At 77.5% G+C, this 11,529-nt stretch carries 9 protein-coding genes and 1 tRNA gene; 7 read left to right on the top strand and 3 right to left on the bottom strand.

Annotated features, from left to right (window positions below):
* Positions 1–260 precede the first annotated feature (260 nt).
* The 3 genes from HLB09_RS07770 to HLB09_RS07760 form a co-directional block, all read right to left on the bottom strand.
* Entirely contained in the window at positions 261–1,457 is a 1,197-nt protein-coding gene (locus tag HLB09_RS07770; RefSeq protein WP_171202819.1) for a Gfo/Idh/MocA family protein, read from the bottom strand.
* Between the two features lie 124 nt (positions 1,458–1,581).
* Positions 1,582–2,829 (bottom strand): PP2C family protein-serine/threonine phosphatase, encoded by a 1,248-nt coding sequence (locus HLB09_RS07765; protein ID WP_171202818.1) that lies wholly within the window; start codon positions 2,827–2,829, stop codon positions 1,582–1,584.
* 184 nt (positions 2,830–3,013) lie between these two features.
* Positions 3,014–3,097: transfer RNA gene (locus HLB09_RS07760), tRNA-Leu, on the bottom strand.
* A 191-nt stretch (positions 3,098–3,288) separates the two neighbouring features.
* Between HLB09_RS07760 and HLB09_RS07755 the strand changes: the two genes are divergently transcribed.
* The 7 genes from HLB09_RS07755 to HLB09_RS07725 form a co-directional block, all read left to right on the top strand.
* Entirely contained in the window at positions 3,289–5,049 is a 1,761-nt protein-coding gene (locus HLB09_RS07755) for an ABC transporter ATP-binding protein (protein ID WP_212770728.1), read from the top strand.
* Positions 5,050–5,117: 68 nt separating this feature from the next.
* Complete coding sequence (locus HLB09_RS07750) at positions 5,118–5,918, top strand: DUF3662 and FHA domain-containing protein (RefSeq protein ID WP_322790071.1); 801 nt, start codon at positions 5,118–5,120, stop codon at positions 5,916–5,918.
* Positions 5,915–6,412: an FHA domain-containing protein FhaB/FipA gene (locus tag HLB09_RS07745; protein ID WP_171202817.1), complete on the top strand. Its 498-nt coding sequence runs from the start codon at positions 5,915–5,917 to the stop codon at positions 6,410–6,412. The genes HLB09_RS07750 and HLB09_RS07745 overlap by 4 nt, the downstream gene beginning before the upstream one ends.
* A gap of 4 nt (positions 6,413–6,416) precedes the next feature.
* A complete protein-coding gene (locus tag HLB09_RS07740) occupies positions 6,417–7,829 on the top strand; it encodes a PP2C family protein-serine/threonine phosphatase (RefSeq protein WP_171202816.1) in 1,413 nt (470 codons plus the stop codon).
* A gap of 3 nt (positions 7,830–7,832) precedes the next feature.
* Positions 7,833–9,218, top strand: coding sequence for an FtsW/RodA/SpoVE family cell cycle protein (locus tag HLB09_RS07735; RefSeq protein WP_322790070.1), 1,386 nt, complete (start codon positions 7,833–7,835; stop codon positions 9,216–9,218).
* Positions 9,215–10,699, top strand: a complete 1,485-nt coding sequence (locus HLB09_RS07730; RefSeq protein WP_171202815.1) for a peptidoglycan D,D-transpeptidase FtsI family protein — start codon at positions 9,215–9,217, stop codon at positions 10,697–10,699. The genes HLB09_RS07735 and HLB09_RS07730 overlap by 4 nt, the downstream gene beginning before the upstream one ends.
* Positions 10,696–11,529, top strand: an 834-nt coding sequence (locus HLB09_RS07725) for a serine/threonine-protein kinase (protein WP_171202814.1), incomplete at its 3' end; no start/stop codon positions are given. The genes HLB09_RS07730 and HLB09_RS07725, both read left to right, overlap by 4 nt.

Below are 11,529 nucleotides of genomic sequence, written 5' to 3'. Positions count from 1 at the left end.
GCGCTCGCCGGCCCCGGCGAGGACGCCGCGGCGCTGCTCGCCCGCGCCGACGCCGCCATGTACGCCGCCAAGCGCGCGGGCGGCGACCGGTGGTCCGACGGCACGCCGCCCGCCGACGACGTCTCCACGACGGAGATGGCCGTGCTCACCCCCGCGGAGCGGGCCGGCTGAGCACCCCCCGCGGAGCGGGCGGGCGGGGCTCCCCCGCGGAGCGGGCGGGCGGGGCTCTCCCGCGGAGCGGGCCGCCGGGCAGGGCGGCCTCAGCCGCCCGTCGACCAGCTCGGCTCGGCGCCGCCCCGCATGCTCGCGTGGAACGGCGAAGACGCGTCCACCTCGCCGCGGGCCACGGTGGCGCCCGTGGCGGCCGAGGCGTAGAGCGCGGCGGCGAGCTCGAGCGTGCTGCGCGCCTCCGCCGTCGTGACGGGCGGCGGGCGGCCCTCGAGCAGGGCGCGGCGCACCTCGCGGTACTGGGCGGCGTGGCCCGACGGCCCGCCGCCCGCCGTCGCCGCCCACGCCGGCGCCAGCTCCTCCGCGCGCCCGGGCGCGGGCGTGAGGGTCCAGTCGTCGTCGTCGTAGCCGTAGAGGTGCTCCAGCTCGACCGTGCCGCGCTCGCAGTCCAGGCGCACCCGGCTCGTCTCGCGCGCGCAGAGCACCGAGCTGACGACGACCGCGAGCCCGCCGTCCTCCAGCTCCACCGTCGCCGTGGACACGTCCTCGGTCTCCGTCGGGCGCGCGCGGCGGGCCGCCCGCGCCGTCACCGAGCGCCACGGGCCCGCGAGGGACAGGAGCAGGTCCACCTGGTGGATGCCGTGGCCCATCGTCGGACCCCCGCCCTCGGAGTCCCACCGCCCGCGCCAGGGGACGGCGAAGTAGGCGTCGGGCCGGTACCAGAGCGTCTCGCACAGGGCGACGTCCACGCGGCCGAGGTCGCCGCGGCGGAGCATCTCGCGCACGCCCACGGCCCGGCCGCCGAAGCGGTGCTGCGCCACGGTCGCGCACCACCCGCGGCTGGCCGCCTCCGCGGCGGCGACCTCGTCGAGCTGGGCCAGGGAGAGGGCCACCGGCTTCTCGACCAGCGCGGTCACGTCCCGCTCCAGGCAGGCCACCGCCTGCTCGGCGTGGAGCCACGGCGGCGAGCACAGGGCGACGACGTCGACGCCGCCGGCCCCCTGCAGCCGGTCGAGCATCTCCTCGAGCGACGCCGCGGCCACCGGCGCCCCCCAGCGCCCCGCGAAGTCGGCCACGCGGCCGACGTCGGGGTCGGCGCAGCCGACGAGCTCGAGGTCGTCCGCGGCCGCGACGGCCTCGGCGTGCAGCCCCGACACGCCGCCGGTGCCGACGACGGCGACGCGCGTCCTCGCACGGCCCTCGGCCCGCTCGGTCCGCTGACCAGCGGCCCGCTGCTCACCGCTCCGGGGCTCCGGGGCGTCCGTCCCCGCCGTCGTCCTCGTCGCCATCGCCGGACCTCCCCGTCCTCGTCGCCGTCACGTCCGCCGACCAGGGCGGAAAGCGCTTGCACACCGTAGCGCCGGACGCGGGGTCGTCGGGGGAGGCGTCGTCAGGAGCGGAGGGCGCCGCGGGTCAGCCGTCGCCGTCGCGGGCCAGGACGAGGAGGGTGAGGTCGTCCGACCCCGCACCGCCGGTGTGGCGCTCGACGGCGGCGAGGACGGCGTCCGCCGTCCGCCCCGCCGTCCCCGGGCCGCGGCGGGAGGCGGGAGGGAGGGCCGCGAGCGCCGCCAGCAGGCCGTCCTCGCCGAGCATCGTCCGCGAGGCGTCCATCGCCTCGGTGACGCCGTCGGTGTAGAGGACGAGCTGGTCGCCCTGGCGCAGGGCCACCCGCTCCTCGTGGACGACGACCTCGGGCAGCAGCCCGAGGAGGGAGCCGTGGCGCCCCACGAGCCGCGGCGGCCCCTCCGCGGGCAGCAGCACGGGCCGCGGGTGGCCGGCGAGCGCGACGACGACCTCGTCCTCGAGGGCCCCCCCGCCGTCGACCCCGCCGTCCGCCGCCGGCAGGGCGACGAGCGCCAGCGTGGCGAAGCGGCCGTCCATCGCGTCGCGGACGACGCCGCCGACCTCGCGCAGGAGCGGCCCCGGGCGTCGCTCCCCGGCCGCCGCCCCGCGCAGCGCCCACCGCAGGACGCCGGTCGTCGCCGCGGCCCGGGGACCGCGGCCGGAGACGTCGCCGATGAAGGCGTACCAGCCCCCGCCCGGGCGGGGCAGGACGTCGTAGACGTCGCCGCTGACCTCGCCGCGCGAGCCGTCCGGCCGGGTCGCCGGGGAGTAGCGCACCGCCGTCCGGCAGCCGGCCAGCTGCGGCAGCGACGCGGGCACCAGGGTGCGCTGGAGCTGGTCGGCGATCTCCGCCTGCTCCGCGCGCAGCACGTCGCGGGCTCGCTCGGCCTCCACCTGCGCCGTGACGTCGCGCTGCACGGCGACGTAGTGGGTGACCCGGCCCTCGGCGTCGCGCAGCGGCGAGAGGGACAGCTCGTTGGAGAAGACGGCGCCGTCCGCCCGCCGGTTCGGCAGGGTGACGACGCCGGACGCCCCGGCCCGCAGCAGCGCGCGGATGCGGGCGGGCGCGTCCCCGACGTCCAGCCCGTCCTGGAGGAAGCGGCAGTTGCGCCCGAGGGCGTCAGCGGCCGGGTAGCCCGTCGTGCGCGTGAAGGCGGGGTTGACGTACACCAGCGGCTCGTCGGGCGCCGTGACGTCGGCCACGCACACCGCCTGGTCCACGGCCTCGAGCGCCGCGACGAGCAGCCCCTGGCCGCTTGCGGGGCCCACGGTCGCGCCGGCGCCGGCGTGCGCGCCGGGGAGCGGGCTGCGGGGCACGGAGGGCTCCTTCGGGCAGCGGGCGGGGGTCCACAGGTCGAGAGGGTCGCGGGCGGCGAGGCCGTCGACGCTACCTGCGAGGACGGCGGAGCGGCGGGCGAGGGCCGGCGGGGCGGGGCGCCTGCGGCACCCGGTCGGGACGGCAGCAGCCCCGGACCACCGGTCCGGGGCTGCCTGCTCGCGGTGCGCGAGGGGGGAGTCGAACCCCCACGCCCTCTCGGGCACACGGACCTGAACCGTGCGCGTCTGCCTGTTCCGCCACTCGCGCGAGCCGGGGTGAACGCTAGCACGGGGGCGCCCTCGACCCCGCCGCCGCCGAGGAGGCGCCCGCGGCGCGGGAGGGGGCGGCCAGGTCGGGCGGTCAGGGCCGGGCGGGCGGTCCTCCCGGGACGGCGGTCGGCGCCCCGACGGCGATGCAAGCGCTTTCCACCGGGCCCCTCCCGGTGTGACCATGGGCGCGTGACCTCCCGTGCACCGCTGCCCGACCTCGACGGGGAGCGTCCGCTGCGCTCGGCCCTGCGGCTCCTGCGGCCCCACCGGCGGGGCGTCGCCGCGGCCGTCGTCTGCATGGCCGTCAAGGAGACGCCCGTGTGGCTCATGCCGGTCGTCACCGGGCGGGTCGTCGACGTGCTCGTGGCCGGCGGGCCCCTGCGCGAGCTGTGGCTGTGGACCGCCGTGGCGCTCGTGGCCCTCGCCGTCAACTACCCCGGCATGGTGCAGTTCACCAAGCGGTACATGGGCGCGGTGCGCACGGTGGGCGCCGACCTGCGCAACGCCCTCACCGAGCGCCTGCAGACCCTCTCCATCGGCTTCCACACGCGCGTCAGCGCCGCCGTCGTCCAGACGAAGGTGGTGCGCGACGTCGAGAACGTCGAGCTCATGCTCGCCCAGATCGCCCACCCGCTGCTGTCGGCGGCGCTCGTCGTCGTCGGCGCGGTGGTGATGACGGCGGTCGCCGTGCCGGAGTTCCTCCCGGTGTACGCCCTCACCGTCCCGCTGGCCGTGGGGCTGCGGTACGTGCTCGGCCGCCGCTCGCGGCTGCGCAACCAGGACCTGCGCCAGGAGGTCGAGCGCTTCGCCGCGCGCGTGGGCGAGATGGCCGTCCTCATGCCCATCACGCGCGCCCACGGGCTGGAGCGCACCGCGGCCGACCGCGTCGCGACGGGTGCGCTCGACGTGCGCGAGGCGGGGTTCCGCCTCGACATGCTCAACGGCCGCTTCGCGTCCGCGTCGTGGGTCTCCCTGCAGCTGCTCGGCGTCGTCTGCCTCGTGGCCGCGGCGTCGACGTCGCTCACGGGGCTGCTCGCCATCACCCCCGGCGAGGTCGTGCAGCTCTCCTCCTACTTCGCGCTCATCACCGGCGCGATGACGAGCCTGCTCATGCTCCTGCCCGTCGGCGCCCGGGGCCTGGAGTCGGTCCGGTCCATCGCCGAGGTGCTCGCCGAGCCCGACCTCGAGGTCAACGAGGGCCGTCGCGCCGTCGACGCCGTCGAGGGCCGGCTCGTGCTCGAGGGCGTCTCCTACCGCTACCCCGGCGCCGAGGAGGACGCGCTGTCCGCGGTCGACCTCGAGGTCCGGCCCGGGGAGGTCGTCGCCTTCGTGGGGCCGTCGGGCTCGGGCAAGTCGACGGTCCTCAACCTCGTGCTGGGCTTCGTGCGCCCGACGGCCGGCCGCCTGCTCGTCGACGGCGCCGACGCCGCCGGGCTCGACCTGCGCACCGTGCGCCGCCACGTCTCCGTCGTCCCGCAGGAGCCCGTGCTCTTCGAGGGGTCGGTGCGCGAGAACGTCACCTACGGCCTCGTCGACGTGCCCGACGAGAGGGTGCGGCGGGCGCTCGCCGACGCCAACGCCGACGGCTTCGTCGACGCGCTCCCGCAGGGGTGGGACACGGTCGTCGGCCAGCGCGGCGCCCGCCTGTCCGGCGGCCAGCGCCAGCGCCTCGCCATCGCCCGGGCGCTCGTGCGCGACCCGCGCCTCCTCCTGCTCGACGAGGCGACGTCCGCGCTCGACCCGGAGGCCGAGGGCGTCGTCCAGGAGGCCCTGGGCCGCCTCATGCGGGGCCGCACGACCCTCGTCGTGGCCCACCGGCTCACCACCGTGCGGGCCGCCGACCGCATCGTCGTCCTCGAGGGCGGCCGGGTCCGCGAGGTCGGCCCCCGCGACGAGCTGCTCGGCGCGGACGGCCGCTACGCCGCCCTCGAGCGCGCGCAGGGGCTCTGACCGCGGACCCGCCGCCGTCCGGGGCCGCCCCGCGTGGCCGCCCGGTGCCGTGGGACGTCGTCGCTAGGGTGGCGCGCCAGGCGATCGCCGCCGAGCAGGTGCGGCAGCGGACGGGCAGGAGGGAGGCCGGCGTGGGAGTCCTCGACCGCTTCGAGAAGCGCATCGAGCGCGCCGTCAACGGCGTCTTCGCCCGAGCCTTCAAGAGCGAGGTGCAGCCGGTCGAGCTCGCGAGCGCCCTGCGCCGGGAGACCGACACCTCCGCCCAGGTCCTCAGCCGCGAGCGCACGCTCGTCCCCAACGCCTTCACCGTGGCCCTGGGCCCCTCGGACCACGAGCGCATCGCCACGTGGGACGACGCCCTCGGCGAGGAGCTGGCCGACGCCGTCACCGAGCACGCCCGCACCCAGCACTACTCCTTCCTCGGCCCCGTCTCGGTCGCCTTCGAGCGCGACGACGACCTCGAGACGGGCGTCTTCACCGTCCGCAGCGCGCGGGTCAAGGGGTCCATCGCCCCCGCCACCGCGGCGACGGCGACGCCCGAGCACCCCGTGGTCGACGTCGACGGCACGCGCTACCAGCTCACGGGCCGCTCCACCGTCATCGGGCGGGGCAGCGAGTCCGACGTCGTCGTCGACGACCCGGGCGTCTCGCGGCGGCACGTCGAGATCCGCCTCGACGGCGGCCGGGCGAGCGTGCGCGACCTCGGCTCGACCAACGGCACCTACGTCGACGGTCGCCGGGTCGACGCCGGCCCCCTCGTCGACGGCGCCGTGGTGAGCATCGGGCGCACCCGCATCACCTTCTCCAGCCGCGACCGCACCCGCCGCCGGGACGACGACGGCACCGGGACGACGGGGGCCGCCCGGTGAGCGAGCTCACCTACACCGTCCTGCGCCTCGGGCTCCTCGTGCTCCTGTGGGTGCTCGTGCTCGCCGTGGTCGGCGTCCTGCGGCGCGACGTCTTCGGCACCCGCGTCGTCCCGCGCCCGTCGGAGGGGCGACCCGCCGGTGCGGGCCGCCCGCCGCGGGCGGCGCGCGACGACCGACCGGCCCCGCCGCCGGAGGACCGCACCGTGCCGCGGCAGGTCGTCGTCGTCGAGGGCCCCCTGCGGGGGACGGGCCTGGCACTCGGCTCCGCGCCCGTCCTCGTGGGCCGCTCCCCGGACTGCTCGCTCGTCCTCGAGGACGACTACGCCTCGGGGCGCCACCTGCGCCTCTTCCCGCGCGACGGGCGCTGGTGGGTCGAGGACCTGGGCTCGACGAACGGCACGCTGCTCGGCCGGGAGCCGCTGGGCGCGCCCGCGCCGGTCGAGGCGGGCGCGCAGCTGCGCATCGGCCGCACCGTCCTCGAGCTGCGGCGGTAGCGGCGTGGCCACCGCCCTGCGCTACGCCGCGCGCTCCGACGTCGGCCTCGTCCGGTCCTCGAACCAGGACTCGGCCTACGTGGGGCCGCACCTGCTCGTCGTCGCCGACGGCATGGGCGGGCACGCCGGCGGGGACGTCGCCTCCTCCATCGCGGTGGCCGAGCTGAGCCGGCTCGAGGGCGAGTCGCACGGCGCCGACGCCCTGGGGCACCTCGAGGAGGCCGTGCGGCGGGCCTCCGCCCGCCTGTCCGAGCGCGTGCGGGAGGAGCCGGCCCTCGCCGGCATGGGCACGACGGTCACGGCGCTGCTGCGCAGCGGGGACCGCCTGGCGCTGGCCCACATCGGCGACAGCCGCGCGTACGTGCTCCGCGACGGCGAGCTCGCCCAGGTCACCCACGACCACACGTTCGTCCAGCACCTCGTCGACGAGGGCCGCATCACCGCCGAGGAGGCCGAGCACCACCCGCAGCGGTCGGTGCTCCTGCGCGTCCTCGGCGACATCGACTCCAGCCAGGAGCTCGACACCTCGGTCCGCGAGGCGCGCACCGGCGACCGCTGGCTCCTGTGCTCGGACGGCCTGTCCGGGATGGTCGGGCACGCGACGCTGCGCGAGGCGCTCACGGGCGTGCCCGACGTCGGCGAGTGCGCCGACCTCCTCGTGCAGCTCGCGCTGCGCGGCGGCGGCTCCGACAACGTCACCGTCGTCGTGGCCGACGTCGTCGACGTCGGCACCGCGCCGCCCGACCACACGGCCGTCGTCGGCGCCGCCGCCGCCGAGCACGCGCGTCCCACCGGCGACGCGACGTCGCCCGCCGCCCGCGGGGCCGCCCTCGGCCGCCCGGCGCCCGCGGGGGACGACGGGACCGGCGGGGCCGCCGGCGCCGCCGGGGCGCTCGCGGCGGGGGGCGGGCGCCGTCGCGGCCCCTGGCCCCGCGTGCTCGCCGGCGCCGTGGTCCTCGCCGTCCTCGTCGCCGGCGTCCTCGCCGCGTGGCGCTGGAGCCAGGACCAGTACTTCGTCGGCGCCGACGCCGACGGCCGCGTCGCCGTCTTCCGCGGCCTCCCGCAGGACGTCGGTCCCCTGCGCCTGTCCTCCGTCGTCGAGGAGGCCGGGCTCGACCTCGGCGACCTGCGCCCCGTCTCCCGCGGCGCCGTCAGCGAGGGCATCACCGTCGACGACCTCGCCGCGGCCCGACGGGTCGTCGCGACGCTGCTGGGCCAGGCGTGCCCCGCGCCCTCCCCGGAGCCGGAGCCGTCCCCGACGGCGGCGCCCACCGCCGGAGCCGCCACCGCCGCACCGACAGCCGCACCGACCGCCGGGGCGACCGCCTCCCCGACGCCGACGTCGACCGCTGCGGACGACGACGCCGCCGGCGAGGACGTGCCCGCGGGCTGCGCCGCCCTGGACGGGGAGGGCTGAGCCGTGGCCGTCGTCACCCAGCACGCCGCGCGCAGCCGCCGCGGCACCGAGCTGCTGCTCCTCGTCCTCGCCGTCGGCGTGGCCGTGCTCGCCTACGGCATGGTCGGCCTCGGGGTCGACGGGGAGTGGAGCGCGGGCCTGCCGCAGTACGGCGGGGGCCTCGCCGCGCTGGCGCTCGTCGTCCACGGCGTCCTGCGGTGGCGGGCGCCCTACGCCGACCCGGTGCTCCTGCCCGTGGCGGTCGCGCTCAACGGCCTCGGGCTGGCCGTCATCCACCGGCTCGACCTCGCCGAGGGGTCCGCGCAGGCGCCGCGGCAGCTGCTGTGGTCGGCCATCGGCGTGGTCGCGGCGACCGTGGTCGTCGTGGCCCTGCGCGACCACCGGCTCCTGCGCCGGTACACGTTCGTCGCCATGGCGGCGAGCCTCGTCCTGCTGCTCCTGCCGCTGCTGCCCGTGCTCGGCCGCACCATCAACGGGGCGCGCATCTGGATCGGCGTCGGCCCGCTCTCCTTCCAGCCCGGCGAGATCGCCAAGATCACCCTGGCGGTGTTCTTCGCCGGCTACCTCGTCACGGCCCGCGACACGCTCTCCCTCGCCGGGCGCCGCGTGCTCGGTCTGCGGCTGCCCCGGGGCCGCGACCTCGGGCCGATCCTCGTCGCCTGGGCCGGCAGCGTCGGCGTCCTCGTCCTGCAGCGGGACCTCGGCACGTCGCTGCTCTTCTTCGGGCTCTTCGTCGCCGTGCTCTACCTCGCGACGGAGCGGGTCAGCTGGATCGCCATCGGCCTGGTGCTCTTCGCGGGCGGCGCGTACGTCGCCTACCAGCTCTTCGGCCACGTGCAGCAGCGCGTCTCCGGCTGGCTCGACCCCTTCGACCCGGAGGTCTACGACCGCGCCGCCGGCGGCAGCTACCAGCTCGTCCAGGGCCTGTTCGGCCTCGCCAACGGCGGCCTCACGGGCACGGGCCTCGGACGCGGCCGGCCCGACATCGTCCCCTTCGCCAACAGCGACTTCGTGCTCGCGAGCCTCGGGGAGGAGCTGGGGCTCGCCGGTCTCTTCGCGGTGCTGGCGCTCTACCTCGTCCTCGTCGAGCGCGGGCTGCGGACGGCCATCGGCGTGCGCGACGGCTTCGGCAAGCTCCTCGCGGGCGGCCTCGCCTTCACCGTCGCGCTGCAGTGCTTCGTCGTCGCCGGGGGCGTCCTGCGGGTCATCCCCCTCACCGGCCTCACCATGCCGTTCCTCGCCGCCGGCGGCTCCTCCCTGCTGACGAACTGGATCATCATCGGCCTCCTGCTGCGCATCTCCGACGCCGCGCGCCGCCCCGCCCCGACGCCGGCCCCGGCGCCCCCCGGGCCCGCGACGAGCGAGACGCAGATCGTGAGGACGGTGTGAACACCCCGCTGCGCCGCCTCTCCCTCGTCGTCGCCCTCCTCTTCGCCCTGCTGCTCGGCAGCGCGACCTGGGTGCAGTTCGTCGACGCCGGTGACCTGCGCGACGACCCGCGCAACTCCCGGACGCTGCTCGCCGAGCTCGGCCGCGACCGCGGGCCCATCACCGCCGCGACGGGCGAGGTCCTCGCCGAGTCCGTGCCGGCCGAGGGACCCATCGCCTACCGCCGCACGTACCCCGGCGCCCCGTCCGCCGCGACGTGGGCGCACGTCACGGGCTTCTACTCCGTCGTCTACGGCGCCACGGGCGTCGAGGACGCCCTCGGCTCCCTGCTGGCGGGCACGGCGGACGAGCTCTTCTACCGCCGCCTGTCCGACCTCGTCACCGGCCGAGAGCCCTCCGGCGCCTCCGTCGAGCTGACGCTGCAGCCCGAGGTCCAGGAGGCCGCGGCGGCGGCCCTCGGCGACCAGCGCGGCGCCGTCGTCGCCCTCGAGCCGAGCACGGGCCGGGTGCTGGCGATGGTCTCCTCGCCGTCCTACGACCCGGGCGAGCTGGCCTCCCTCGACACCGAGCAGGTGCGCCAGGCCTACGCGCGGCTGCTCGAGGACGACACCGACCCGCTGGTCAACCGGGCCGTCGCGGGCGACCTGTACCCGCCGGGGTCGGTCTTCAAGCTCGTGACGGCCGCGGCGGCCCTCGAGACGGGCGACTACACGCCCCAGTCGGTGCTGCCGGGCCCCGCCGAGCTGCCCCTGCCCCTGACGACGATCTCGCTGCCGAACGTCAGCGGCGAGGCCTGCGGTCCCGGCGACGAGGTGTCCCTCGCCGACGCGCTGCGCATCTCGTGCAACACCGCCTTCGGCTCCCTGGGCCTCTCGCTCCCCGACGGCGCCGTCGCCGACGAGGCGGCCGAGCTCGGCTTCGGCCGGGCCCTGCAGGTGCCGCTGCGCGTGACGCCGAGCACCTACCCCGAGGACCTCGACGAGCCCCAGCGCGCCCTCGCGGCCATCGGCCAGGGGAGCGTGCGCGTGACCCCGCTGCAGGTGGCCATGGTGAGCGCGGCCGTCGCCAACGACGGCGTGCTCATGGCGCCGCAGATGGTCGCCTCGGTCAACGCCGAGGACCTGTCCGTCGTCGACGCGCCGGAGCCCCGCGAGCTGGGCCGCGCGATGTCGGAGGACACGGCCGCGGCGCTCACGGAGATGATGGAGCTCGTCGTCCAGGACGGGACGGGCACCGCGGCGCAGATCAGCGGCGTCGACGTCGCCGGCAAGTCGGGGACGGCGGAGGTGGGCGACACGGACGGCGACGGCTCCCCGGAGGACCCGCACGCGTGGTTCACGGCCTTCGCCCCGGCGCAGGACCCGCAGGTCGCGGTGGCGGTGGTCGTGGAGAACGGTGGTGACGCCGGCAGCGAGGCCTCCGGCGGCCGGACGGCGGCGCCGATCGCGCGCCAGGTGGTGGAAGCGGTGATCGGACGATGAGGCCCTCCGCGGGTGACGTGCTCGGGCGCTACGAGCTGGTCGACCGGGTCGCGGTCGGCGGCATGGGCGAGGTGTGGGCCGCGCGCGACGAGGTCCTCGGCCGCGAGGTCGCGGTGAAGATCCTCAAGGAGGAGTTCACCGGCGACCCCGGCTTCCTCGAGCGCTTCCGCGCCGAGGCCCGCCACTCCGCGGGGCTGTCGCACCCGAACATCGCCGGCGTCTACGACTACGGCGAGGTCGAGGGCTCGGCGTACCTCGTCATGGAGCTCGTGCCCGGCGCGCCCCTGTCCGACCTCATCGCCCGCGAGGGGCCGATGGACCCGCTGCGCGCCGTGCGCGTCATGGCCCAGGCCGCCTCGGGCCTGGGCGCGGCGCACGCCGCCGGCGTCGTCCACCGCGACGTCAAGCCGGGCAACCTCCTCATCACCCCCGACGGGGACGTCAAGGTCACCGACTTCGGCATCGCCCGGGCGGGCGACCAGGCGCCCCTGACCCGCACGGGCCAGGTCATGGGCACCGCCCAGTACCTCGCGCCGGAGCAGGCGATGGGGCGGCCCGCGCTGCCCGCCAGCGACGTCTACGCCCTCGGGGTCGTGGCCCACGAGATGCTCACGGGCGAGCGGCCCTTCACGGGCGACTCGCAGGTGGCCGTGGCGATGGCCCAGGTCAACGACGCACCGCCGCCGCTGCCCGACCACGTGCCGGACGGCGTGCGCGAGCTCGTCGAGGTCTGCCTGCGCAAGGACCCGGCGCGCCGCCCCGCCGACGGCAGCCAGCTCGCCGCCGTGGCCGCGGCCCTCGGCCGCGGCGACGAGGCCGGCGCGCACCGG

The organism is Pseudokineococcus marinus (assembly GCF_013004605.1).
GTDB lineage: Bacteria > Actinomycetota > Actinomycetes > Actinomycetales > Quadrisphaeraceae > Pseudokineococcus > Pseudokineococcus marinus.
The sequence above is the reverse complement of the archived record's forward strand: the minus strand, read 5'-3'. Positions and strand labels throughout refer to the sequence as shown.

Excerpts from the sequence above, each read along its gene's own strand:
- HLB09_RS07770 (WP_171202819.1), bottom strand. The coding sequence starts at position 1,457 with ATGGCGACGAGGACGACGGCGGGGACGGACGCCCCGGAGCCCCGGAGC.